This window comes from Burkholderia sp. Ac-20345 (assembly GCF_017104825.1).
Classification (GTDB): domain Bacteria; phylum Pseudomonadota; class Gammaproteobacteria; order Burkholderiales; family Burkholderiaceae; genus Burkholderia; species Burkholderia lata_B.
Map to the genome: position 1 here is coordinate 21,013 of NZ_JAAGPO010000029.1, position 25,157 is coordinate 46,169.

Annotated in this window: 25 protein-coding genes, 1 pseudogene and 1 riboswitch; of the genes and pseudogenes, 5 read left to right on the forward strand and 21 right to left on the reverse strand. The window is 61.6% G+C overall.

The annotated features are described in order from the left end of the window. The first annotated feature begins 107 nt into the window (after positions 1 to 107). From G3O06_RS49950 to G3O06_RS13560, 3 genes are all read left to right on the forward strand, one after another. Positions 108 to 2,720: an AAA family ATPase gene (locus tag G3O06_RS49950; protein ID WP_205816328.1), complete on the forward strand. Its 2,613-nt coding sequence runs from the start codon at positions 108 to 110 to the stop codon at positions 2,718 to 2,720. 76 nt (positions 2,721 to 2,796) lie between these two features. Next, positions 2,797 to 3,597, forward strand: coding sequence for a serine protease (locus G3O06_RS13555; RefSeq protein ID WP_205816329.1), 801 nt, complete (start codon positions 2,797 to 2,799; stop codon positions 3,595 to 3,597). A 78-nt stretch (positions 3,598 to 3,675) separates the two neighbouring features. Next, positions 3,676 to 4,194, forward strand: coding sequence for a gamma-glutamylcyclotransferase family protein (locus tag G3O06_RS13560; RefSeq protein ID WP_205816330.1), 519 nt, complete (start codon positions 3,676 to 3,678; stop codon positions 4,192 to 4,194). A 447-nt stretch (positions 4,195 to 4,641) separates the two neighbouring features. Here G3O06_RS13560 and G3O06_RS13565 read toward each other — a convergent pair whose 3' ends face one another. The 10 genes from G3O06_RS13565 to G3O06_RS13610 form a co-directional block, all read right to left on the reverse strand. Continuing rightward, positions 4,642 to 4,815 carry a helix-turn-helix domain-containing protein gene (locus G3O06_RS13565; RefSeq protein WP_241019904.1) on the reverse strand — a complete coding sequence of 58 codons (174 nt, stop codon included), beginning with the start codon at positions 4,813 to 4,815 and terminating at the stop codon, positions 4,642 to 4,644. Positions 4,816 to 4,882: 67 nt separating this feature from the next. Beyond that, complete coding sequence (locus tag G3O06_RS13570; protein ID WP_205816331.1) at positions 4,883 to 5,695, reverse strand: hypothetical protein; 813 nt, start codon at positions 5,693 to 5,695, stop codon at positions 4,883 to 4,885. Positions 5,696 to 6,111: 416 nt separating this feature from the next. Next, the gene (locus G3O06_RS13575) at positions 6,112 to 6,573 is read right to left on the reverse strand and encodes a MarR family winged helix-turn-helix transcriptional regulator (protein ID WP_174970449.1); all 462 of its coding nucleotides are present in this window, start codon (positions 6,571 to 6,573) and stop codon (positions 6,112 to 6,114) included. Between the two features lie 163 nt (positions 6,574 to 6,736). Then, positions 6,737 to 7,450 carry an SDR family oxidoreductase gene (locus G3O06_RS13580; protein WP_174970448.1) on the reverse strand — a complete coding sequence of 238 codons (714 nt, stop codon included), beginning with the start codon at positions 7,448 to 7,450 and terminating at the stop codon, positions 6,737 to 6,739. Between the two features lie 72 nt (positions 7,451 to 7,522). Continuing rightward, positions 7,523 to 7,897: a hypothetical protein gene (locus tag G3O06_RS13585; protein WP_205816332.1), complete on the reverse strand. Its 375-nt coding sequence runs from the start codon at positions 7,895 to 7,897 to the stop codon at positions 7,523 to 7,525. 31 nt (positions 7,898 to 7,928) lie between these two features. Beyond that, positions 7,929 to 8,810, reverse strand: coding sequence for an NmrA family NAD(P)-binding protein (locus G3O06_RS13590; RefSeq protein ID WP_205816333.1), 882 nt, complete (start codon positions 8,808 to 8,810; stop codon positions 7,929 to 7,931). Positions 8,811 to 9,108: 298 nt separating this feature from the next. After that, a complete protein-coding gene (locus tag G3O06_RS13595; protein ID WP_205816334.1) occupies positions 9,109 to 9,441 on the reverse strand; it encodes a hypothetical protein in 333 nt (110 codons plus the stop codon). A gap of 42 nt (positions 9,442 to 9,483) precedes the next feature. Further along, a riboswitch (SAM-I-IV-variant riboswitch) is annotated at positions 9,484 to 9,587 on the reverse strand. A gap of 150 nt (positions 9,588 to 9,737) precedes the next feature. Continuing rightward, a complete protein-coding gene (locus tag G3O06_RS13600; RefSeq protein ID WP_174979401.1) occupies positions 9,738 to 11,090 on the reverse strand; it encodes an ATP-binding protein in 1,353 nt (450 codons plus the stop codon). 48 nt (positions 11,091 to 11,138) lie between these two features. Beyond that, positions 11,139 to 11,813, reverse strand: a complete 675-nt coding sequence (locus tag G3O06_RS13605; protein ID WP_174918328.1) for a response regulator transcription factor — start codon at positions 11,811 to 11,813, stop codon at positions 11,139 to 11,141. An 8-nt stretch (positions 11,814 to 11,821) separates the two neighbouring features. Beyond that, a complete protein-coding gene (locus G3O06_RS13610) occupies positions 11,822 to 12,637 on the reverse strand; it encodes a MipA/OmpV family protein (RefSeq protein ID WP_205816362.1) in 816 nt (271 codons plus the stop codon). Here G3O06_RS13610 and G3O06_RS13615 point away from each other — a divergent pair. Then, the gene (locus G3O06_RS13615) at positions 12,546 to 12,800 is read left to right on the forward strand and encodes a hypothetical protein (protein WP_205816366.1); all 255 of its coding nucleotides are present in this window, start codon (positions 12,546 to 12,548) and stop codon (positions 12,798 to 12,800) included. The genes G3O06_RS13610 and G3O06_RS13615 overlap by 92 nt on opposite strands. Positions 12,801 to 12,821: 21 nt before the next feature. Here G3O06_RS13615 and G3O06_RS13620 read toward each other — a convergent pair whose 3' ends face one another. The 11 genes and pseudogenes from G3O06_RS13620 to G3O06_RS49005 form a co-directional block, all read right to left on the reverse strand. Further along, positions 12,822 to 13,910: a porin gene (locus G3O06_RS13620; RefSeq protein ID WP_205816363.1), complete on the reverse strand. Its 1,089-nt coding sequence runs from the start codon at positions 13,908 to 13,910 to the stop codon at positions 12,822 to 12,824. Positions 13,911 to 14,106: 196 nt separating this feature from the next. Beyond that, complete coding sequence (locus G3O06_RS13625; RefSeq protein WP_174918325.1) at positions 14,107 to 14,442, reverse strand: Rieske 2Fe-2S domain-containing protein; 336 nt, start codon at positions 14,440 to 14,442, stop codon at positions 14,107 to 14,109. A gap of 3 nt (positions 14,443 to 14,445) precedes the next feature. Further along, positions 14,446 to 14,757: a YciI family protein gene (locus G3O06_RS13630; RefSeq protein ID WP_174918324.1), complete on the reverse strand. Its 312-nt coding sequence runs from the start codon at positions 14,755 to 14,757 to the stop codon at positions 14,446 to 14,448. A 20-nt stretch (positions 14,758 to 14,777) separates the two neighbouring features. Beyond that, a pseudogene (locus tag G3O06_RS13635) lies at positions 14,778 to 14,906 on the reverse strand (6-chlorohydroxyquinol-1,2-dioxygenase); the annotation flags it as partial. Between the two features lie 28 nt (positions 14,907 to 14,934). Next, on the reverse strand, positions 14,935 to 16,002 hold the full coding sequence (locus G3O06_RS13640) for a maleylacetate reductase (protein ID WP_205816335.1): 1,068 nt from the start codon (positions 16,000 to 16,002) through the stop codon (positions 14,935 to 14,937). A gap of 8 nt (positions 16,003 to 16,010) precedes the next feature. Further along, positions 16,011 to 17,477 carry an aldehyde dehydrogenase family protein gene (locus G3O06_RS13645; protein ID WP_205816336.1) on the reverse strand — a complete coding sequence of 489 codons (1,467 nt, stop codon included), beginning with the start codon at positions 17,475 to 17,477 and terminating at the stop codon, positions 16,011 to 16,013. A 56-nt stretch (positions 17,478 to 17,533) separates the two neighbouring features. Further along, positions 17,534 to 18,553 carry a hydroxyquinol 1,2-dioxygenase gene (locus G3O06_RS13650; RefSeq protein WP_205816337.1) on the reverse strand — a complete coding sequence of 340 codons (1,020 nt, stop codon included), beginning with the start codon at positions 18,551 to 18,553 and terminating at the stop codon, positions 17,534 to 17,536. A gap of 40 nt (positions 18,554 to 18,593) precedes the next feature. Further along, a complete protein-coding gene (locus tag G3O06_RS13655) occupies positions 18,594 to 19,088 on the reverse strand; it encodes a hydroxyquinol 1,2-dioxygenase (protein WP_205816338.1) in 495 nt (164 codons plus the stop codon). Positions 19,089 to 19,203: 115 nt separating this feature from the next. Further along, entirely contained in the window at positions 19,204 to 20,133 is a 930-nt protein-coding gene (locus G3O06_RS13660; protein ID WP_011356332.1) for a LysR family transcriptional regulator, read from the reverse strand. Positions 20,134 to 20,279: 146 nt separating this feature from the next. Beyond that, the gene (locus G3O06_RS13665; protein ID WP_205816339.1) at positions 20,280 to 21,533 is read right to left on the reverse strand and encodes an MFS transporter; all 1,254 of its coding nucleotides are present in this window, start codon (positions 21,531 to 21,533) and stop codon (positions 20,280 to 20,282) included. 749 nt (positions 21,534 to 22,282) lie between these two features. After that, complete coding sequence (locus tag G3O06_RS49005) at positions 22,283 to 22,567, reverse strand: hypothetical protein (RefSeq protein ID WP_241019922.1); 285 nt, start codon at positions 22,565 to 22,567, stop codon at positions 22,283 to 22,285. Between G3O06_RS49005 and G3O06_RS13670 the strand changes: the two genes are divergently transcribed. Next, positions 22,505 to 25,144 carry a type VI secretion system Vgr family protein gene (locus G3O06_RS13670; RefSeq protein WP_346779514.1) on the forward strand — a complete coding sequence of 880 codons (2,640 nt, stop codon included), beginning with the start codon at positions 22,505 to 22,507 and terminating at the stop codon, positions 25,142 to 25,144. The genes G3O06_RS49005 and G3O06_RS13670 overlap by 63 nt on opposite strands. Positions 25,145 to 25,157: the final 13 nt, after the last annotated feature.

Genomic DNA, 25,157 nt, shown 5'->3' on the forward strand with positions numbered 1-25,157 from the left:
GCTTTTGTAAGCGTACGTATAACATCGAAATTTCAGCGCCCATTTCAAATAAAGCACCAACTAAAGCAACTGCTTCGGTCGCGATAAATTCAGAGGGGACTTGACCAGTGACAATCATCCAAGAAATCTACCAGTGGTCGAAGACTCTTTCGGCCTGGCAGCAAGACGCTATTGCCCGACTGTATGTAAATCGTGAGCTATCGCCCGAGGACATCGAGGACCTCTATGCGCTTGCCAAAGCTGAAACCGGCATCCCTGATGAGAACGGCCGAGTGGCTAAGAAGTTGGAAAGCGCCGAGGTCGCACCCCAGACCAATCCCACCCGACTGGTCCAGATTGTCGCCGTCAAGGAGTTGCAGCACGTCAACGCCTTGGTTCAAGGCGGCCGACTCCCGATTTCGCCGACTGGCCTGACCGTCATCTACGGCGAAAATGGCGCTGGGAAATCTGGCTATTCCAGAATCTTCAAACACGCGTGCCGCGCGCGGGACCGAAGGGAGCCCATCCTCCCCAACGCGCGTCTCGACCCGAAGGATGCCGGCATTGCACAGGCAGTGTTTGAGACTATCGTCGATGGCACGACCGTCGACTTCGAGTGGAAACATCGTGCAGAACCGCCCATACCGCTCGCCGACATCTCAATCTTCGACACGCACTGCGCACGGGCGTATATCGACAACCAGGGCGACTTTGCCTATGTGCCGTACGGGCTAGACATTCTCGAAGGACTGGTAACGCTGTGTGGGAAGTTGAAGGCCCGCGCGACGAAGGAGAAGACCGACTCGTCACCGAGCGATGCGGCGTACGCTACGCTCATCAACCAGACCACCGCCGTCGGTCGCGCACTCAGCGGTATCTCCAAGAAAACCACCAGAGAAGAGATTGCGGCGCTGACCACGCTGTCGGACGAGGAAGTTGAACGCCGAGAAGTTTTGACAAAGACGCTTTCCGAAGCGGACCCGAAGACCAAAGCTCGAGAGATTCGAAACAAGGCGCTGCGTGTAAAGGGGCTGAAGACACCGATTGAGACGAAGCTCGGGATTGTCTCCATCGAAAAGCTTCAGAATCTCCAGGAGCTTATTGGCAAATCGAACGCCGCGAAGAAAGTCGCCGACGCCGCCGCGGAAGCCTTTCGAAGTGAACCAGGTCAGTTGCCTGGCACTGGTGGGGATGAGTGGAAGACGCTGTTCGATGCGGCTCGTGACTTCGCAGCCATCTCCCACGCTGGCCACGATATTTCTGCTCTTGCTGAAGACGCGAAGTGCCCTCTTTGCCAGAACGAGTTGGGCGCAGAAGGTGCAGGCAGGCTGGGACGTTTCGACGCGTTCATCAAGGACAGGGTTGAGCAAGCCGCGAAGGACGCGCGAAACCTGGCGAAGGACGCGTACAGCTCGATAAAGGGTGCGAAGCTCGACTTTACGATTGACGCTGCCATGAAGGAAGAGCTGAACACGCTGGACACACAACTGTTGCCGCTTTGCGAGCAATCGGAAGCCAGTTTGAAGACCCGACAATCCGAAGCGTTGCTCGCTTCCGGCGGTACCCTGTCGTGGGAAAACGTGTCCACAGCGCCAAACGACGCCACCGTCCGACTCGGAGAGGTTTGCGACACACTGGAAACTCAGGCAAAGACCCTCGAAGCGTCCGCCGATGAGGTCGCCCGCACCAAGCTGGTGGCCGAGCGAGCGGAACTCGACGCAAGGCACAAGCTCAGCGAAGTGAAGGACGCCGTGCTTGAGGCTATGTCGAAATACGAGTATTGCGCGAAGTTGCAAAAGTGCATCGAAGGGACGGACACGCGTGGGATTTCTCGTAAGTCAACAGACCTTTCCCGAACCCTTGCAAGTAAGGAGTTGGCAGATGCTCTGAACGAGGAGCTCAAGAGGCTGAAGTGTCATGAGCTGCAGGTCGTCATGAAGCCTGAATCGCCCGGCGGCCGCACGCAATTCAAGCTGACGCTTCAACTGCCGGGTAGCGCGACGCCTGCGGCCGTTCTCAGTGAAGGCGAGCAGCGCGCCATCGCTATCGCGTCGTTCCTCGCCGAAACTAAGCTCAGTGGTGGGCGCGGCGGCATCGTCTTCGACGACCCCGTCTCATCACTCGACCATCGTCGCCGATGGGAAGTCGCGGAGCGTCTGGTCGAAGAGTCGCTCAAGCGGCAGGTCATCATTTTCACGCACGACATTTATTTCCTGTGCATTCTTGAGCAGAAGGCCGACGAGCTCAAAGCCACGCTCCAGCCAAATTACATCCGTCGTACCAGCGACGGATTCGGCGCGCATTCCGAAGGACTTCCCTTCGACGTGCTCGGGACGAAGAATCGCGTTGGCAAGCTTCGACAGATGCTTGTGGAGATTCGCAAAGTACATGCCGCTGGAGATGAAGACGGGCATCGCGCGCTCACGGCGCGTGCGTACGGTGATTTACGCCTTGCTTGGGAGCGATGCGTGGAAGAAGTCCTTTTAAATGGCGCGATTCAACGCTTCGGCGAGGGCGTCTCCACACTCAAATTGAGAGAAGTCGTTGTGTCGGACGACGACTATCGCGCGATTGAAGTAGGGATGGGAAAAAGCTCAAAATTCGAGCACGATGCCGCCGTCCGGGTCGGCAGGTTGCCTATTCCGCACCCTGATGAACTCAGTGAAGACATTGAGAAGCTCGAATCTTGGAGAGACTTGGTTGTTCGTCGACGCACCGAAATTCGCGCGGCTAGAGGTTGAGTCCTACTGATACCCGCGTGCTGTCAAAGATGCAATCCTGGTGATGCCCTTCCTCACATCCAAAGGCTAATGTGACATGCTTGAAGAACTCTATAGTCGAATTTCGCCCGCCTGCTGCTACATAACTATCTTCCTTGACGACGAGAAAATCAGCGAAGGCACGGGATACGCGTACACGGCCGAAGGGCAGGTTCTGACGGCAGCACATGTTGTGACCGGACGATTCCCTATTCGGAGGAGCGACTACAGAACTCCAGAGCTGAAGATATTCTGCAAATTCCCTAGCGTTCCAGTAGCTGAATACGCGGTAGTTATGTGCTGTCCAGAGATACAGGTCTCGGGCTTTACGAGCAATGTCCAGTTGGACATGGCGGTACTGCATCCGAAAGTTCCTTTCTCCCACAATGTTCACTGGATACCAGTTCCACTGGAAACGCCTCGTCTCGGTCAGCGCGTTTTTATGGCCGGCTATTCAGAGGAGCTACGGCTCCCTTTCGATGTAGACCGACTTCTTTCTCCTGCAACGGAAGGGACAGATGCGTTCAGGGCCGCAATGGAAAAAGGGTATCAGGCTGATATGACCGGCCCCCTCTTCAAGCAAGGGCACATTGGAAACATCAGGCGCATTGTGGCGGGTGATGGTCGCCGCACGCTGGAGTGTGACGTCATGTATATCGACAATGCGATGCATACAGGTGCCAGCGGCGGCCCCCTATTCAATGAGAGGGGCGAGGCTATTGGCGTTCTGTCCCAACGAGCCGTAACAACTGTCGATGTTGGCAAAGATGGCAATACTCGAGTTCCTTCGGGGTGTACGGTGGCCATCAGCCTCTTGCCCCTACGATTTGCTGGCGCCGGGGCCAGCACTGCCGCGTAGCCACGCAAAGCGCTCACGCAGGGGCTTGGGGTACGTCTAAGCATTCAGGGCGCGGGCGCTGAATACTAAGGGGAAGAAATGCTCAAACCAAATGAATTCGCGTACTTTGCATACGGGTCCAACATGAGTGCGCCGCGGCTGTCCGACCGCATCAAACCAATTCGGCACATCGCGAACGGCTATCTCGATGGATACCAACTCACGTTTGACAAGGCTTCCATCGATGGCTCAGGCAAATGCGATTGCAAGTACACCGGGGAACCAGGGCACCGCGTGTGGGGGGTTCTGTTCGCCATAGATGTTGGCAGCCTGCCCGCCCTGGACAAATACGAAGACGCCGGTCGAACCTATGAGCGACAAGAGATTCGGGTTCCGACAGACCAAGGAGTCGTTACGTCATTCACTTATTTCGCAACCAAGACGGAGCCAGGGCTCAGGCCGTATCACTGGTACAAATATCACGTGCTTTATGGTGCCCGTGAGGCAAAACTCCCACCCGACTACATAGCAGCAATCGAGCAAATTGAGGAAATACAGGACCTCGACGCAGCTCGAATCAAGAAAAATCTGGCGGTTTATAGCGACGTCCAGGCGTAGCCGCTCGGACGTCACGCAGCGAGCTTGTGCTCGTAATACGGCCGGTCCTTGTCATCGAGGATGGCCGTAACCGAAATTATTGTAAAAGCAGGTGTTTTGATGTACAGGGTGTCCGCGCAAACACCGGCTCGATTGGGTGTGCCTGAGTGGGGCGGAGAGGCCATTGATTTTTCGACGAAATCCACGCGTAACCGGAACTGGCGACGGCATGTAACCAGAACTATTGCAACTCAGCACGGGCCGGTCATGACGACGCGCAGCGCAGAAGTTTTCCGGAATGACTGAACTGAACTTGCCCGCGTCGCAGCCGAGCAACGGTCAGGCAGACGTCGCCCTGTTTCCGCAGCAGCACATCCGGTCTGACGTGGCGCCGCCGCCGTGTGCCGCGGCATCAACCGCGACCATGGCCCCGCCGATACACCGCCCGAGTCTTGCGGATATCGCGCGTCAAGCGAGTCTGATCGAGATACCCGAGAAGGCATGAGCCAGTTCCGCGAGATCGACCGGCTCGCCGCCGGCGAGCCGGTCGGTGGCCTCATGCAATCGGTATCGACAGATCACCCGCTTCGGCGTCACGCCCACATCGCTGGAAAAGCGCTGCTGCAGCGTGCGCTCGCTCAACCCCGCACGCTCGACATGTTCCGTTGCGGAGCCCCTTTACCGGCCAAAGACTCGCGCAAGAAACCCGCTATTTCGAGAGACTCAGCTTCTTCAACAACACCACACCACTCGCTGGATTCACGAGCGAAATGGATTCGATATCCAGGTACAACCTCGAAGTCCTCGTCGTGATGTCGGTCGGCTCGTCGTTGCTCGGCTCGGCGTGCTCGATGTGTTCGGTCAGGTACGGCCGGACCAGGCGCCCGGAAAGTGCGAACGCGAACCCGCCATGCATTTGCGCGTACGCAGCGGGTGACAGCCTCACGCGGCCGCGCACGGTGGACTTCCTGCCTTTTCCGGGATCGAGTTCGATGATGTCGATCTGCTGGATATAGCCTTTTGCCTTCGCCTCGGGTGCGATCACGAGCCCGCGCCCTCGCGGCCCGGTAATGACCTTTCTGAGCAGGATACCTGTCCGGCCTTCGCCGTCGGCGTCGACCAGGTCGACGTTCACCTTCAACAGATGCTTCTGCGACTGATATCGCAGCCCGTATGACACCGGCACCAGGAAAGTTACCTCACGATCCAGGTTGACCGCGGCCAGGTCGGCGTTCTGGCCATGCTTGTCGGCCACGCCGGGGATCAGGCTGCGGACGCGATTGCTCAGGGACGGGGACGCGCTTTTGACGTGCAGCTTCTCCAGTGCTTCCCGAATCGCAACCGGATCGTCGCCGACAATCGGCCGCGTGAGCGATGTGTTGGCCGAAACGGCAGGCGCGACGCTCGCCGTTTCGTTGACATTGTCGGCCGCTGCACGCGTCGCGACTGGGGCCAGCATGATCGCCACGGCGACGACGCACGCGACATTCAGACGGCCCAACATGGATTTCCGGTGAAGCACGACAAACTCCTGATTTTCTGGCGGATCGGTCGACTATGAGATCGGCAGGATCAAACGATCGGTAACGTACCAACCATTCGGGTTCACCGATCGCCTGCGCGACACATCATGGGTTCATTATCAGTTCGGCGGCAGGCCGGTGCGCCACACTATCGTATTGCCCAGACTACAACAATCCACGACAAGCGAGCAGGGGCACGACGGACCGGGAGTGTCAGAATTTCCATGTTCAAGGCGGGTTGAGATTCACACGGATGGTCGAACGAATCGATCCTCGTAGAGGATGGCGAACGGGTTCATCGCCGCCTTCCAGTCATGAGCAGCACGCCCCCGATGGTGACAGGAGGTTTCATGGCCCTTCCTCGAATGATGACTGGTTTTACGAATCATGTTGCCGTCGCAATGCATCCGGAGGCTTAGCCTTCCGACGAACGCATCGACACGTCGCCGACGACCACCCCTCTCAACCCCTCCCGCAACGTCGCAACATTGTCTACGCCGTTCAGTTGCTCAAACTCCCGCTGCGCCTCCCGCCAGAGAGGGGCTGCCCTGTCGTGCAGGCGCCGCCCTTCCTCGGTGAGCTCGATCAGACGGCTTCGGCCGTCCGTGGGCGACGGCTTGATCGTGACGAAGCCGTCGCGCTCCAGGAAGCCAACCATTTTCCCCATCGCCGTTCGTTCGATATCGAGCCGTTCGGCAAGGGCGTTGACCGGGGTACTTCCCACCTCGTTCAGGGCGGCCAGGGTGAGGAATTGCGTGATGCGCAGGCCCGCGGGCTCAAGATGGCTATCGTAGAGTCGGGAGATCTGCCTGCTCGCTTTCCTTACGGCGAAGCAGTTGCATTGATCGATTCCAAGCGGCTGGTTGACCGGCAACATCCGTTCTACTCCTGATTTCGGTTAATGGCGCGAACGCCAAGCGTACGTCGCGCGAAGGTGTGGCGGTATCTTTCTACGAAAGCCGGGAGCGGCGGCGCTGGCGTACGGCGATCCGCGCACCGCATGTCTCGCTGCCGCAACCGCCCCGTATCATCTGCGGTGTTCAAAGCCCTGCAGGCGGTGTGATGTAGCCGGGTATTTCGGCGGCAAGCGTACTCTTCAGCACCGCTGTCCCCTCGTCGGCCATCACCTCGCTCTTGCCGAAAGCGAGAGCGTCGTAAGTCTGTCGCACGACGTCCTCCGGACTGGCTTTGGGCACGTCAATGCCGTTGGTCAGGTCTGTATCCACGAATCCGACGTGCAGGCCGAGAACCTGGATGCCACGCTCGTGCAGATACAGGCGCAGCTGGTTTGTGTAACTCCACGCGGCGGCCTTCGACGCAGCATACGGTGTCAGATAGGGCCGCGGAAGCCACACGATGTCGGAAAGCACGTTGATGATGGCGGCATGCGGCTGGGCCGACAATATCTGCTCGAAGGCCTGTGTGACGCGCACTACGCCGTAGTAGTTGGTATCGAACATGCGAGCGGATTGCGCTTCCATGTCGGCCGCCAGAGGCCCGTCGATCAGAGCGGCAATCCCCGCGTTGTTGACCAGCAGCGTCGTATCCGCCGCCAGTTTCGCGGCCTCGGCGATCGACGCCTTATCCGTGACATCGATCCTGACCGGCACAACGCCCGGCTCGTCGAAACCGCTCGTGTTGCGCATGCCCGCATAGACTTTCGCCGCCCCGCGACGACGTGCCTCTCGCGCAAAAGCCAGACCCAGGCCGCGATTGGCACCGGTGATGAAGACGGTGGCGTTCTTGATATCCATCACATGCTCCTCTTTCAAAGGCCGCATGCCGGGTGCGAGTCGACTCGCGCCGCCAGCCTGCGCGTGCTCGGTTCAAAGAAAGGCGTTTTCCGGCAACTGCTTCGAGAGCGCCCCCCGCAGATGGGTGGCGAGCGTCAGTACAGCGCCAAGCGGGCTCATTCGCACGCTGACTCGCGGCACCGATCCGTCGGCGTTGCGATCGACCACGACGACCGCGCTCAACTCCTCGCCGCTCGTCAGAACAGCCTCGTATTCAAGAAAAAGCCGCGAGCCGACGGTTTCAAGAAAAGTGGGCGTCTGTGACGCGTAGAAGGTTCCGACGGCGTCGACGGCAAGCCGGATTTCGTCGCGCCCGATGACGGGACCGCGCAACACCGAGCTGACCAACTCCGCGTCAGCCGTCAGATCATCGAGAAACGGGTGGCGCTCGTCTTGAGTGATTGACATATTCAAACCTCGATTCGTTTTAAGGATGGGTTCACGCGAATGCGGACCGATTCTTGGCGACGAACTGCTGGACCGACAGCGGCGGCTTCCCGGTGATTGTCTCGACGACATCGTTGGTGCCCGAGAAAATGCCGTCGCGGTAGTTCTGCGCGACTTCGACCAGATGCTGCGTGAGGAACGGCGGAAACTTGTAAAGGGTTTCCATCTTGATTCGGAATTCCTCGATGGAAGTCGGCGCGTATTCGATCCGGGTGCCGAGAACCTCGCTCATCGCGGCTGCGATCTCGACATGGTTCATCTCGACGGGGCCGTGGAGCGTATAGGTCTTGCCCTCGTGGCCTGCGGGGTTGGCGAGGAGATGAGCGATGACGCGCCCCTGATCGTCGGAGGCGATGGGCGCGTGACGGCCGTTGCCAAACGGAAATTCAATCTTCCTCGTGGCCCGGATTTCCTTTGCAAAATGCGGATAGACGAGCCAATCGGCGAAGAAAGTGGGGCGCAAATGGGTAGTCGCGACATCCGACCAATCAAAGACCTGTTCGGAAACCCAGTGATCCTGTGCCGCGTGGCTCGCCGACTCCCGGCGTGCGGAAATCTGCGACATGTTGACGATCGCCGAGACGCCCGCCTCCTTTGCTGCCTGCGCGAAATAGGCCGCGGCCCCGATGATTCCCGGCGCGATCGGATGAAGGAAATAGGCTGACCGGATTCCTTCCATCGCTGCCCGAATGTCGTTGATGTCGGTGAAGTCCCCCACCGCGATTTCGACACCGCGCCGCCTCAGGGCGGCCGCCCGGTCGTCATCCGTGCGCACATATGCCCGCACGCGTTTGCCCATCTTGAGCAGTTCGTCAATGGCAATACCTCCGGTCCGTCCGGTTGCACCGCTCACAAGAATTTCGGCCTCGTTCATCGCTTCGCTCCGTTCGAAAATGAGAGCATATGCTCTCTTGAGGCAAAGATAGGAGCATGTGCTCTCATTGTCAAGTTTTTCTGGTTCATGGCACCCGGAGGAACACCTCGCTCAATTCGAGCCGGTGGCATTGCGGACACGAGCGAACGACTTGAAATGGCCGAACTGAGTCAGCCGATCTGACGCGGCCGGCTTGATCTAGTCCGATCTTTTACAAGGGAGGGATCATTGCCCGCCCTTTTCAGTCGATACGGCGACGATGAGAATCCATCGTCTAACGGCCGCTCCCCGGTGAATTTCAGGAGGCAGCCGAACCCGCCCGCACGAAATGATGCTCCACCCTCGTGCGCAGTACGCCATCGAGTGCAGCAAGTCGCTCGCGCAGCCGAACCGCTTGCCCTTCCGTCATTTCCCCGAGAACGATCTTTTGCTCGAGAACGTCACCACAGCGGGTGATGGCCCAACGGTCGACCGTGGCGGTTTCACCTTCGAGTACGGCAGCCGCGGTCGAGACGATGCCTGGATTCCGTCTCGAAACGAGATGAACCGTATGCGTCAGCGTGAAACCAGGGAGGTAGCGTGACCAGTCTTCACAGACTGTCGGACAGGAAGCAGAGGTAGCTTGACGCATGGTTGCTCCGGATGAGTGGTTATCGAACCGGTGCCAGCCATGCTGCTCCCGTTTCGTTGCCGTAAATCGGCCGCATCGCCTCGAAGGCGTCCACCTTGCCCGGGAGGGCAGGTTGGCGTCGGAAAGTCCGACTCTGGATGCTTGACTTCTCACGTTCGACATTCCGAACGTTGGTTCATTATACCGAAAAATCGATGCCGAACAAGGAACCCCGGGAAAGCCACAATTGGACCGGGTGGGACCCCAGATCAGGCCCTTGTAATATGGGAGTCCGGCCGCGCACGACAACCGGCAGACTAAAACCAGACGCTGAACCTCGTCCCCGTGGCCAGTACATCGACCGTCAGTTTCCATTGATGGGCCACGGCAATCTCCTTGCAGATTGCCAGCCCGAGACCGGCACCGTCATACAGTGAATCCGGCGCTCGCCAGTATCGGTCGAAGAGCAACGGAAGATGCTCCCGCTGAATACCCGGCCCTTCATCGTCGACATGAATCGCCGTCTCAAGAACGGTCAGCACGACGACGCCGTCCGACGGTGACGCGTTGATCGCATTCTCGAGGATGTTCTTGAGCAGGATGAAAAGCCCCCCTTCATCAGCCCGTATGGGTGTCGCGGATTCGCGCGCTTCGATATGGAGCTTCACCTGCTTCGCATCGGCTTTGCCGGCGAGCAAGCTCACGACGTCTCGCGCGACGTCGACGCCGTTCACGTCGCCGAAGCTGAAGTTCTGCGCTTCGCTGACTTCGGCCAGATGCAGCAGTTGCTTGACCTGCCGGGCCATCAGGTCGATCTCGCGAAGCAGGAGCGCCTTCTGCCTGATGTCGGGCTGCAACTCGATCTGGCCTCTGACCAGCGTGAGCGGTGTCTGCAACTCATGCGCGGCGTCGGCCAGAAACTGCTGCTGGACGGCGAAGCCGTTCTCGAGCCGGGTCAGCGCATCGTTGAACGCATCGATCAGCGGCTTGATCTCGCTGGGAATACCGTTCGAAGACAGCCGCGTCTTCAGGTTGCGCGGCTCGATGCCCCTCGCGGCACGCGATACCTCCCGTAACGGCTTCAGCACGCGGCTGATCGTCAGCGGAAGCGTCAGTCCGAAAATGATGGTCGCAATGACCAGCACAATTCCGACGGTCTTCGGTATCGGATCGATTCTCGACATGATGAGCGCATCGAGAAGCTGCCTGCTTTGCGCCACCTGCACGTAATAGACGACGCTCCCGTTCGATGCGCGCTGCGTGGCGACCAAATACGCATTGCCGTCGATCGTGGTGGGCACCACCTTGCCGGCCGCCTTCGCAAGATCCTCCGTCAACCACGGCCGATTGCCGTTCGACGGCACCGAGGCCAGTAACGGCTTCCCCGTCGCATCGAGCACGCGATACTTCACCTCCGTCGGCAAGAGCCGGAACATCAGCGCAGGGCGCTCGCCCAATCGCACCGATACCGGACGCCCGTCGGCGTCGAAGCTCAATCCGGCCTCGATATGACGGATGCTCTCCATCTGCTGCCGCCGCCCGAAGAATTCCGGATATCGATCGAGGACATACATTGACAGCAAGGACAGCAGCGCCAGGCTGATGGCGAACGCAACGACGTTGGTCACCCACAGACGCGTCGACAGGCGTCGAATCCAATGATGGAACATGGTCGCTTTCTTACCCTGAAGCGGCAACGAGCAAAGCGCGGCGAAGCGTCATGCGTCCCGCAGCGCGAAGCCGGCACCCCGGATATTGGTCAGTCGCATGGTTGCACCAATTGAAGCCAGCTTCTTGCGCAAGCGGTGCACGGTCACCTCGAGCGCATTCGGCGTGACCGCCTCCCCGAGCCCCCATGCGGCATGCTCGAGTATCGAATGACGTACCGTGCGGCCTGCGGCTTCGATCAGGCAAAGCATGACCTGCAGTTCGGCCGGCGCAAGCAGTACCGTCCGGTCGCCGCAGCGCATCGCGCGCTGTGGCGGGTCCACGGATACATCCGCGAACGACGCGACGAGCGCCGTCAGCAACACCGGGCGTCGCATCAGCGTGCGCACGCGGGCGACGAGTTCGCTCATTTCAAACGGCTTGGTCACGTAGTCGTCAGCCCCGCTTTCGAGTCCGTCGATGCGGTCATGCAGCGCGTCGCGCGCCGTCAGCATCAGGCATGGCGTCATGCGTCCTGCCGCGCGCAGCGTCCGCAGGAACGCCAGCCCCTCTCCGTCGGGCAATCCGCGGTCGATGATCAGCAACGCGTAGTCGGCCCGGTCGACACCGTAAGCGGCTTCCCGGACATTGCCGAACAGGTCGGATTCGATTCCCGCAGCGGCCAATGCCTGGGACAACAGGTCGGCGAGGCGCTGATGATCCTCGACAATCGCCACTCTTGGCATACTCGTACTCACTTGAACCGATACATGTAGCCCACTCTGGCTTCGGGAACGAACCGTCTTCCAACGATCGGGCTGTCCGCGATGGCGTCGCCGAGACGCGACACGCCAACATCCAGAAAAATCGTCTGCTGCTTCGTCGGCCGGTAGTCGATACGCGTGCCGGCCGACACGTTCACTGTCGAACCCGCGCTGTAGGCGGCGCGCCCGGCGCGCGCCTCCGATGGTCGCACGCCGTAATAGTAGTCGACGTATTTGTCGCTCAGCCATTCCGCGCCGACATGCGGCGCGATCGAGAACTGGCCGAAAGCAAACGCCTTCTCGAAGCCGATTTTCGCGCGCTCGCCCTTGTTTCCGCCGAACAGGAACGTGCCCGACAACGTACCGAACCCGGTGCCCCATGACAGTGCAGGCCCGTACCAGAGCGCGCCCTTGCGATTTTCCATGCCGTTCAGGATCGGTGCGTCCGAGCCCTTGTATCCGTCGAAAAGCGAGAACTGGCCACGAAGGGCGACGCTGACGCCGCTCCAGCTTCCGATTTTCAGGTCGGCCGTGGTACCGACGGCCTGTACCCATTTGTTGTCGAAATAAACCAGCGGAAACGGCAACACTCGGTTGCCATCGCCTTGGTAGACCGACGGCGCGATACCGACTCCGGCACCCAATCCCCAATGCGTCACATTCGTCGCGTTGTTGAGGATGGTCAGCCCCGAATTATCGGAATCGGGCGGGATCATGCCTTCGTCCGCCCAAGCGGAAGCAGACGAAAATGCGAATGAAGCGGCAAGCAGCAATAACGGAAGTTCGCGGCGGGAGGCTATTTTCACCATCATTTTCCTGGAGTCGACGATCGAAACGGGGGCTACTGTAGGACCAGTCGACTTACCGCTCACTTACCAGGAAAATATCGTCGTGCTGCACACCCTGCGGGAAATATCGGTGATGGGGAATATCGACGCAGGGCGAGCATGTGTCGCCCTGTGCTCTTGAGGAACGGGATCCCGCACTCCGTCAAAACACCGTATGCAACCCCACCCGCGCCACCGTCTGACTGGCTGAACTCGAAGCCCCATTCGGATCCAGCACGCCATTGACCTGCGCATTCGCGCCGCTGTTCGCCCGCTGGTAGTCCGCCGACACATAAACCATCGTCCGCTTCGAGAACAGGTACTGAAGCGCGACACTGACCTGATGCGCGTGGTTGTTGTTCACCGCTTCATTACCTTTCATGTACATGTACTTCGCGCCCAGCACGATATCCGGCCTGACGTGCCACAATCCGCCCGCTTCGCCCATCCACACGCCAGCATCGTTGAACGAATTGCGCACGGTGGTCATCAGCGCATTCGCGGTGACGACACCAAAGTCGTAGTGCATCCCGACGCCCCAGTTGCGCACGCTGGTGGACGGCACGCCCGGCGCGGGGCCGTATTTCTCGTTCGTGTACGCCGCGCCCACCCCGAACGGCCCCGCCTCATAGTTCAGCCCGGCGCTGACGGCATTGTCTGCACCCACCGAGCCTGCCACCCCGCCGAACGCATACATCGCGCCGCCGGAAAAGCCCGAAACCGTCGGCGAACTGTACTTGACCGAATTCGCGATCGGCTTGCTGCCTGCGGTGCGATCCCAATCGAATGCACCGGTCGGATTGTCCGGAAGCGCGAGACGCTGGAACGGGCCATTGCGAAAACCGTAAAGCCCCGAGATATCCCGTGAAATCGCGTTGTTCTTTGAAAACAGCGAGTCCACCATGAAGTCGTACTGATTACCCAGCGTGATGCTGCCGAACCGGTTGCTTTCAAGGCCGACATACGCATTGCGCCCGAAAATCCCGGTCCCGATGATGCTGCCGTTCGCCATCGAAAACTGGTTCACGAGCGCGAACGTCGCACGATATCCGCCACCGAGATCCTCCGTGCCGCGAAAGCCGAACAGATTGGGCGCGAATATGCCATCGTCGAACTTGACGTTCTTTCCGCCGCCCTCGTTGCTGACATAGGAGATGCCGGCATCAATCAGCCCGAACATCGTCACGCTGCTCTGCGCCCATGCGCCCTGCGCCAAGGCGAGAATCGCCACTGCTCCAAACCTGAGTTTCATTTCGTCTCCGTCTTTTTTATGAAAATGCGAGGCCGCCACCTGCTACGTGGCAGGTGCTCGCTCGATGCTGCACAAGGGATCGTCTTCGTTCAGGTGTCGATTACCAGACACCTTAAACATGATTAGCTTTACTGATTGATTAATACGATAAACGTCGTATCAACCGGCCCTGCTCGCACTCATTGAAACACTAGAATCAAGCGCCCCGATAGATAACCCACGCTGCTGAATCCACCTCGACAGCCACGGCCTCCAGCGCCGAGCCCGAGCACGGCCCATCGATGCACGCGCCATCATCGAACCGGAACAACGCGCTGTGATGGGCACACATCAAAACCTGCGACCGGTAACAGGAAACGCTACCCGGTACGAAATCGAGCGGCACCGAGAAGTGCGGGCAACGATTCACATAGGCCCATACCTGCTCGCCGCGTCTCACGACGATCACGGGACGTCCGATGCATGCTTCATCGACGACCCGTGCGCCGCCGTCGGGCACATCGGAAAAGTGGCAGAGTTGTCGTGCTTCCATGATTCACACTCGCTGCTCGGGGTTGCCGAGGCTCCAGTCCCACGGACGCACTTCCACGTGCGAGAACAGCCCTTCCTTCACGTACGGGTCGTTGCCGATGAACTGCATCACCGCCTGAATGTCGTCCGCCTCCACGACGAGCAGCGTGCCGTTCATCGCGTCGCCGTGCGGGTCCAGCGTCGGGCCGCCGAGCCGCACCACCACACCGTGCTGGTCGGCCGAGCGCAGGTAAGTCCGGTGAACCGGCCGCACGCGATCGCGCACGTCGCGCATGCCGGGCTGGTCCGTCGCAAACACCGCAAAGAATCGAGCCATGGCGGTCAGCTCCGGTCGCAGACGAACGCATGAAGATGCCGCACGAGGCTCTGCATCAGCGCACTCAGGCGTGGGCTCGGCGTGCCGTCGAAGCTGGCAACGACCTGCTCGGTCAGCGCGGCGCCGCCGTCGTGGTGGTCATGACTCATGTCTGTCTCCGTTGACGCGTTACGCCGCTCATTGCGGCGCGCGCCCTTCCCACGCGTGCTGCAGCAGCGCGCGAATCGCCGCGCGTTCGATCGGCCGCGGATTCGCATATGGGTTACGGCACGCGAGGTCGGCCGCTTCGTCGAGGCCCGCCTCCGGCATCCCGATATCGGCAAGCGCCGGCGCGATGCCGAGCCGCGCGTTCAACGCGAACAGCAGCGGGCCGGCTTCGGCCGCGTCGCTCCCGCCCAGCGCACGCGCTACGCGGCGCAGCGCATCGGGCGCAGCAGCGTGGTTGTAGTGCGCGGTATGCGGCAGCATCGCCGCATGCGTCTGCGCGTGCGGCAGGTTGAAAGTGCCGCCGAGCGTGTGGCACAGCTTGTGGTGCAGCGCCATGCCAACCGCGCCCAGGCAGGTTCCCGCAAGCCACGCGCCGTACAACGCGCGGCTGCGCGCCTCGCGGTTCCCCGGATCGCGCACCACGACGGGCAGCGCTTCACCGAGCGCGCGGATCGATTCTTCCGCCATCAGGCTGATCACCGGGTTCGCGTCTTCCGCATAGAGCGCCTCGACGGCATGCGCCATCGCATTGATGCCCGACGCGGCCGAAATGTCCGGCGGCAGCGTCAACGTCAGCGACGGGTCGTAAATCACCGTACGCGGCAGCACGCGCGCATCGCGCCCGGTGCGCTTCAGCCGGCCCTCCGTGAGCCCGAAAATCGGCGTCATCTCCGAGCCGGCATATGTCGTCGGCACGGCCAGGATCGGCAGCACCGATTCGAGCGCAATCGCCTTACCCAGCCCGATCGTCGACCCGCCGCCGATCGCGACGCAGCAGTCCGCGTCCAGCCCGCCGGCCATCTCGCGAGCCGCACGCGCGACCTCGATCGGCACGTGCATGACCGCCTGCGCGCAGATGCCGGCAGCACGCTCGCCCAGGAGCGCCTCCACACGCTCGGCGAGCGGCCGCTGCTCGGGCGTGGACAGGATAAGCGCGCGGCGGGCGCCGAGCGTCGACAGCTCGTCCGGCAACCTGTCGAGCGCGCCCCATTCGAACACCACACGGGAAGGGGTGCCCTGATAGACGAAGCGATCCATGGCGAACCTCAGCGCTTGAAGTGCGGCGGCACGTTGCCGTCGACGTTGACCCACACCGACCGCGCTTCTGTGTAGTCGTGCATCGCCTCGAAGCCCATCTCGCGGCCGTAGCCCGACTGGCCGACGCCGCCGAACGGGCTGCCCGGATTGACGCGCTTGTAGCAGTTGATCCAGCACATGCCCGCGTTGATCCGCGACGCCATCTTGTGTGCCCGCGAGAGATCCTTCGTCCAGAGGCCGCTGCCCAGCCCGTATTCCGTTGCGTTGGCAATGGCCAGCGCTTCGTCGTCGCTGCCGAAGCGCAGCACCGTGACGAACGGGCCGAACACTTCCTCCTGCGCGACGCGGTCGGCCGCGCTCCTGGCCTCGATGACCGTCGGGCGCACGTAGTAGCCGTTGGCGAGCGCCGGATCCTGCGGTGCGCTGCCGCCGGTGAGCACGCGCCCACCCTGCTCGCGTGCGACGTCGACATAAGACAGCACGCGATCGAGGTGCTGCTTCGACGTCAGCGGCCCCATCTCGGTGTTCGCATCGAGCGGGTTGCCGATGCGGATCGACGACGCGAGCGCCACGAAGCGCTCGAGGAACGCATCCGCGATGCGTTCGTGCAGCACGAGACGCGAGCCGGCGATGCACGCCTGCCCCTGGTTGTGGAAGATCGCCCATGCTGCGCCGTTGATGGCCGCGTCGAGGTCGGCATCGTCGAACACGATGTTGGCGCCCTTGCCGCCCAGTTCGAGCTGCACGCGCTTCAGGTTGCCCTGCGATGCTTCGACGATCCGGCGGCCGGTGGCCGTCGATCCGGTGAACGCGATCTTGCCGACGCCCGGATGTTCGGCGAGCCGCTGGCCGGCAGTATGTCCGTAACCGGGGACGATATTGACGACACCCGCGGGAAATCCGACCTCGGCCATCAGCTCTACGATGCGCAGCGTCGACAGCGGCGTGATTTCCGACGGCTTGAGCACCACGGTGTTGCCGGCGGCGAGCGCCGGGCCCATCTTCCAGCTCGTGAACATCAGCGGAAAATTCCACGGCACGATCTGCCCGACGACGCCGATCGGCGCGCGCTGCACGTAGTTCAGGAAGCCGGTTTCGACCGGAATCACCGAGCCTTGCAGCTTGTCGGCCATGCCGCCGAAGTAGCGGAAGCAGGCGGCCGTGCGCGGCACGTCGAGCGCGCGCGAATCGCGGATCGGGTGGCCGGTGTCCAGCGATTCGAGCTGTGCCAGCTCCTCCGCGTTGGCCTCGATCGCGTCGGCCAGGCGCAGCAGCAAGCGGCCGCGTTCGGCGGCCGGCAGCGCCGACCATTTCGGGAACGCGCGGGTCGCGGCTTCGACGGCCAGATCGACGTCCGCCGCGGTGGCGGCCGCGATCTTCGTGATGACGGAGCCGTCGTGCGGATTCAGCACGTCGATCGTGCTGCGGTCGACGGCGTCAACGAAGCGCCCGTCGATGAAGAGTTGGGTTTGCATGAATCGTCCTCGGTGTATTGCAGAAGCAGAAGCTGAACCTGAAGCGGAAGCGCCGCTCAGAACGCGATCGGATACGGCGCGAGCTCGCCGCTCTCGTAGCGTTGCGGCAGGTCGGGCGTCGCGTTTTCCCAGACCAGCAGCATCGACCGCTTCGTGGAATAGCCCTGATGCCGGATGTCGGCGGGCATCGCGCAGATATCGCCGGCTCGCATCGTCACGCGTGCGCGCGGCGCGCCGGTGTTCTTGTCGCCGATGTCCCACACGATTTCGTCGGACAGTTGCAGGAACCATTCGACGCGGTCGTTGCCATGGAACACCGGCAGGATGAATTCCTCGGTGGTCGGGCAGAACAGGCTGCGCCCGCACACCGACGTGACCGACGGATTCCACGTCACATCCGAGCGCGACAGGTACTTGAACAGGTTGAACGCGTGCAGTTCGCCTTCGAAGCCCGGCTCGACGTGCACTTCCGGTTCGTCCTGCGCGACGTCGACGAACGCACGGTTGACCGGCAGGTCGTCGCGCAGCGGCGAGTCGCCTTCGAGGCCCGGCATGCGGCGCGTCGCGATACGCGTACGCTCGATCGCCGAGCCGTTGTCGCCGTGCTTGCGTCCGAATGCCGTACCGGTTTCCTCCGGCGCCGCGAACGGATCGAAGCCTTCGTTCGTCCAGTCGTGCAGCATCGCCTTGAAGGTCGCCATGATCGTGGGCGTTTCGAAGGTCTCGGTGTAGTCGACCCCGGCATCCTTCAGGATGCCGTTGAACGTACCCGCATACATGTCCACCTTGCCGTAGTGATTGCGCGTGCCGAACACGTGGTCGAAGTTCACCCAGCCGTAGAAGAAGCCCCACGCCACGTCGCGCATCATCGCGCGCAGGAACGCGTCCGCCGGCATCGCGTGCGTGCGTGTCTGGCCTTTCGCGGGCCAGCTGATCTTCACGAAATATTCGTCGCGCTGGAATTCGAATTCGCCGAGCTGGAAGCGGCGGTAGCCGGTGACGGCATCGGCTTCGGTCGATCGCACCAGATCGGCGGCAAAGCCTGCGGAAGTGTCGAGGGTTTCGAGGGTGGCCATAACGTGTCTCCTGGAATAGTGTCGAATGAGGTCGGACGAATCAGTGCAGGCAGATGTCGGCCCACTTCTCCACGGACAGCTCGCCCAGGATGGTCTGCACGAGCGCGACGCCCGGCTGGCTCGCGGTGAAGCGGTATGCACAGCCGGCCGGCAGCAGCGCCTGATGGCCCTGGCGCAATACGACGTAGCCCATCTTGCGGCCGGCAGGTTGTGCGCCGGCGCTCACGGTGCCGCGCCCAGATGCCGGCGGCGTATCGAGCTTGATGAATTCGATCCGGACTTCGCCATCCATCTGGATCACGAACTCGTCGTGCGCGCAGGCGAACCACGGCGACTGACCGTCGGTCCGAAGCACTTCGATCACGTATTCGAGGTTCTTGCCGGCGACGACCTTTTCGTAAGGGGCCGACTTCGATGCGATCTCGAACACATTCGAGAACGCGTAGTGTTGAGCGCTGCCGCTCGTGATTTCGATCTCGCCCTTCCGGTAACTGTCGAGCGAGCCAAAGACGGTATGGAATGCCGTGTCGGTCATTTCTGTCTCCTGAGTTGAACCGCTTGTTGGATTCAACTCTAGGGGCAAGGGACCACCGCAACAAGGCACGGGACGGCGACTACGGCATTTGCGTTTCGCGAATAATCCGCGCGGTTCAACGCACCCAGCCACGCTCCAGAAGGGGGAGATCCCACGGCGATTCGTCGCCGATGGTTTCCGCGAGGAATTCGACCAGCGCCTTCACCTTCAGCGCCTGTCGCTGCGTTGCGGGATAGACCGCCGCAAAGCTGAGCGGTGCGAGCTGGAAGTCGGTCAGGATGGGCACCAGCCGGCCGGCGACGAGCGCTTCGCTCGCCACGAGCGTCGGCAGGCACACGACACCGCCGCCTGACAGCGCGTACTCGCGCAGCAGGTGCACGGAGTTCGAGCGGATCATGCCGGGCAACTCCATTTCGACGACCTCGTCGCCGCGCGTCATCGTCCAGCGGTTGCGCGACGGATAGCCCGAATAGAGTGCGGTGGTGTGCTGCAGCAGGTCGCGCGGATGTTGTGGCGCACCATGCGCGTCGAGGTACGCGGGCGACGCGCAAAAGAGGCGCCTGACGGTGAACAGCCGCCGTTCGATCAGCGACTCGGAAATCGGCGGGAAGATCTGGAACGCAATGTCGAACCCTTCTTCGACAGGGTCCACGACACGGTCATTGACGATCACGTCGAGCTGGATGCCAGGGTAGCGCCGGTTGAATTCCATCAGCGGCGCGCCGAAGTGATCGAGCGCGAAACCGGGCAGCATCTGGATGCGTAGCCGCCCGGTCGGCGTCGCGCGAAGCTCGCGCATCTGGTCCGTCAGCTCGTTGACGCGCCCCACCACCTCCGCGCACTCGCGATAGAACGCTTCGCCGACTTCCGACAGGCGCACGTGGCGCGTGCTGCGATGGAACAGCGGCGCGTTGACGAACTTCTCGAGCTGCTGGATGCGGTTCGTCACGACCGAGCTGGTCACGCCAAGCTGCCGCGCCGCCTCGGCGAAGCTGCTCGCCTCCGCCACCCTGACGAATGCCTCGATGCTCAGAAACCGGTCCATACCGCGCCCTTTTTCGACAGCGAAACCGGCAGTCTACCCGTGCGGATAACGGGCTGTGTCATGCGGGAGGCGTCACTCTGTCACCCAATCGATGTCAATCGCCGATGGCGCTCGCCCCCGCATGCGCCGCCCTGCCCGCGCTGGCCTTACCGCGATTGCTCGCCCGCCGCGAGTTCAGGTTGCACGGCGACGCGGCGCTGCAGCACGGCCGGCGCGGTTTCCTTCAGCAGCAGGCTTACCACGATGCCCAGCATGACCGCGCACATCGGCAGCCACAGAATGTTCTGGATGCCAAAGTGTGCGGCGACATAGCCGCCCATCGCCGGCGCGATGCCGCCGCCGAAGATCTCGCCGACGCCGACCACCATGCCGATCGACGTCGACACGAGCCCGACGGGCGCGGCCTCGGTCGCCACCGGGCCGGACAGCAGCGACACCAGCCCGAGCGTGAAGAACGACGCGACGAACAGGACCCCGAACAGCGCGAGCGGCTGCGGGCCGAGGCCGCGGAAGATGTAGAGCATCACGGCCGTTCCCGCGAAGCCGACGATGCTCGCGAGGCGGCGGCCGACCAGGTCGGACAGGCCCGGCAACCCGAACTGCCCGAGAAAACCACCGAAGCCGATCGCCGACACGACGAGGCCCATCTTCTGCGTGCCGAGCGCCAGGTAGTCGGTCAGGTACAGCGGCAGCAGCGCGCCGAGCACGAATACGCCGGTCATTGCACAGCACAGGGCGGCCATCGCCACCAGGATGTTGCGGCTCTTGAGCACATGGCCGAGCGACACCGGTGCATGCTCCGACGCGACGGCCTTCGTGACCTTCGGCTCACGGATGACGAAGAACATGATCGCGCCGAGGATCAGGCCCGGAACGGCCACGAGGGCAAAGACCCAGCGCCACGACACGAACCCGAGCAGCTGCGTCGCAATGATCGGCGACAGCGCGAGCCCGAACAACGCGAATCCGCTTTGCTGCAGGCCGAGGTTCAGCCCGCGCCGCCGCGGATGCGATGCGTCGGCCGTCGCGGCAAAGCTCGTCGGGCAGAACGAGCCTTCCGCCACGCCCATCAGGCCGCGAATCGCCATCAGCCCGAGCAGCCCACCCGCGAGCCCCGAGAAGCCCGACAGCAGCGAGAACGCGATGATGGCCGGGATCAACACCTTCCTGCGGCCGATCTTGTCGGAGATGCCGCCCATCAGCGCCGCGAAGATGCCCCACGACAGGCCGAGCACGCCGATGCAGTTGCCGACGTCCTGCGCGGTCAGGTTGAGGTCCTTCATGATCGACGGGAACAGCGGCGCGATCAGCCAGCGATCGAGGCCGACCAGCCCGAAGCCGAGCGCCAGCAGTGTGACCGCCTTCCACTCGTATGAGGTATCCCACTCGTTTGCTTTCATGTCCGTCTCCGTGGACACAGGTTCGCCTGCGCGCGCGGGAGCGCCTGCGCATGAGCCAGGTCCGATGTCTTTTGTGTGCGACGCGAATCGCGAGGAAGTGCCGGCTGGTGTTCGGTTCGACGCGTTGAGGTCAATCAGCCGACGTCACCACGATAGGTGGAACGCCGCATATCGGGTATGGAACAACCGGCGAACGCGCCATTCGCGAAACGCAAATAATCGCGGGCGGTGCCGGAAAGGGGCGACGGGAAAGCGCGAAGCGAACGGGCGCGGCGTCGAAGTGCCCCACGCTCATGCGTCACGGGGAATTCCCTCATGGACATCGGGGCATCCACGCAAGGCGCGATTCACGCCAAGCCTGCACACGATCAGGCAAAGCCTTCGCGAACCATGCAGGAAGAAGCCGCCCGCCGGGTAGCGGGAGGCGAAGAAAACAGGGGCAAACCAAGATGCACCGGACGAGCACCAGCGCAATCCTGTTGACTCCCCTTTCCGACACCACCCTGCGACGCAGCTCGTTCAGGCATGGGATGAATCTCATTCTTTACACGTTCCATTCAATTTATTTCGACGAAATATTAATTACCCCATCTCGACACATCGACAAAATATTATTAAAAACATTCACACCAATTATTAAATACAAATTCCCCGCACATCGCAAAGAATGTCACATACAGTCTCTCCAAAATCGAATATATATCTCTAAATATCAAACCATTTCTCATGGCAGATATGTTTGATATTCTTCACCGCGAATTTTCCAAAACCTTCTTTTTATTTACCTGAAACCCCAATTCGAATCCGTCCGAATTGAGAACGAAAATAACGAGATTGCGGTGATGTCGATAGAAAGTACATTCCGAAATTTTGCGTCCGGTCTGATTGGCGGCAACAAGCGGCCTGTCGATCTCTATTTCGGGCTGGCGCAACGCACGGTCGGCCATCTGCTGGCGCTCCATCACGCCGATATTCGCGAAGGGTTGATATCGGGGATCGACGGGCAACTGACCTGCGTGTCCACCCACGCTCATCTATCGCCTGCGCTGTTTCTCGGTCTGCCCGTGTCGGTCCGGCTGACGACCGATCGGGGCGGCATACGAGCGATCAATGCGATCGTGCACGACGTGCGGGCCGGTCAATCCGACGGTGAGCTGACCGTGTACCAATTGCACGTGTGCGACGCCCTGTCGCTGATGGACCGCCGCACGAACGCCCGCATGTTCCGATCGTGCAGCGTGATTGAAATTCTGGCGACGCTGATGAATGAGTGGAAACAGCGCAGCCCCGCACTCGCGCACGCATTCGATTTCGACCTGTCGGCATTGTGGGCCGAACGCTATCCGGTGCGCGAACTGACACGGCAGGTCAACGAGTCCGACGCGCGCTTCATCCGGCGTCTGTTGCGTCGGGAAGGCATCACGGTATTTGCGAAGGCGGGGCCGATCGAAGGGGCGAGCGGCATGGCCGACGAACGCCCGATGCACACACTCCTGTTTTGCGATGATCCCTATCGCCTGGCGGAAGCGCCGGCCGGCACCCTCCGCGTCCATCCGCGCGATGCCGGAGTCGAACAGCGCGACACGGTGACGCTCTTTGCATGCTGCCAAAGTCTGTCGTCCGGCAAAGTCAGCCGTCCGTCGTGGGATTACAAGAAAGCCCGTGTAGACGAATCCGCGACCGTCACCGGCATCGATCAGGGCGAGTCGGGGAACGACCTTGCGCACCTGCTGACCGACGTCGCGATCGACATTCCGCACGTCGGCGATTCGTGGAGCGATCACGATCGAATCACGCGCGACCGGATGCTCGCGCATCAGTTCGAAGCCGTACGCCATGAAGGCATCAGCAGCGTGCGCGACCTGCCGGTCGGTCACTGGTTCACGTTGACCGGCGACCCCGAGCTGGATATGAAGCCCGCCGATCATCGCCAGTTTGTCGTCACGTCGGTTCGGCACGATATCTGGAACAACCTGCCGAAGCGCCTGGCAGGTCGCGCGAACGGGCTATTCACGGCAAGCCGTCACCTGACGCAAGTCGTTCCGCCGGCGCCAGCCGATGCATCGGAACGAACGGACACGCGCTATGAGAACAGTTTCACGTGCGTGCGACGCGGCGTGCCGCTCAAGCCTTCCTACGATCCGGGAATCGATGTGCCGCCGGTCCACCTGCTCACCGGCACGATCGTCGGCACACAGGGAGAGGAAGTGTTTTGCGATGAGGCCGGCCGCGTGCGCGTGCAGATTCACGGCTACGACCCGGCCGATCACGCCCACGCGCAAGGCGCCGGAACGACCGGCCTGGCCGGCGACAGTGCACCGATTCGCGTCGGAGCAAGCCTGGCGGGGAAATACTTCGGCGCGCTTTTCCTGCCTCGGGTCGGCATGGAGGTTTTGCTGGGCAGCCTGTCGGGCGATCCGGACCGTTTGGTGATCATCGGAATCCTGAGCAACGGTGCGAACCCGCCCACGACCTTCAGCGACACCGGTTCGCTACCCGGCAACCGCTACTTGTCCGGGATCAAGACCAAGGAAATCAAGGGCCATCGGTACAACCAGCTACGCCTGGACGATACGCCGTCGCAAATTTCGGCGCAGTTGGCGAGCGAACATGCGCACACCCAATTGAATCTCGGCTATCTGACGCAGCCCCGTCATGATGGACACGGGAGCGACCGGGGTGAAGGCGCGGAACTGCGCACCGACGCCGCTGCGGCGTTGCGCGCCGCCCGGGGCATGCTGTTGACGACCTATGCGCGTTCACACGCGACCGGTGGTCAGCTCGATCGCGATGAGCTGATTCGCTTGCTCGATCAATGCACGGAGCTGTTCAAGTCGCTCGGCGATTATGCCGGCCAGCATGGCGGGCAATCCGCCGACACGGCCGGCCAGGACAACATCGCCAGCGCATTCCGTCACTGGAAACCCGGCGGTTCGGAAGCCCGTGCCACGGGTGACGCATCCGCGTTCATGGCGTTCGGCGCGCAAGCGGGGTCGCTGAACGTCACGCCGAAAACGCACGTCATGTATGCGGGCGAGAACATCGATCAGATTGCGCAACAACACATGCAGATCACGAGCGGCGAGCGGATCAATCTGCATGCCGGGCATGGCGTCGCGATGTTCGCGCACAGCAATGGGGTATCGGCGATCGCGAATCAGGGGAAAGTGGCCATTCAATCGCAGAACGACGACACCCAAATCGAGTCCGGCAAAAACATCCAGTTGACTGCGGCCGACGGCAAGCTTGCCGGCACGGCAAGCGACGAAGTCGTATTCATCACGTCCGGCGGCGCGTATCTCAAGCTGCATGGCGGCGATATCGAACTGGGATGCCCCGGCACCTTCACAGTGAAATCGGCCGGCCATGCATGGGATGGCCCCGCGAGCATGAGCGTCGACCTGCCGACATTCGATCAACGTACGCTCGGCCGCGTCCCGAAGCTGATCCGCCCAACGGACGGTAACGCGGCACCGGGGTTCGAAGGACAGATTCGAAAGGCATCGGGAACGCTGTCGGATCTGACGACCGACATGGCCGGGGAACTGCCGGCGATCGATACCGACCGGTTCGAAAGGCTGGCGGTGCAGTTCACCAAGAAGAATGTTTGACGCAAGCGCAGGA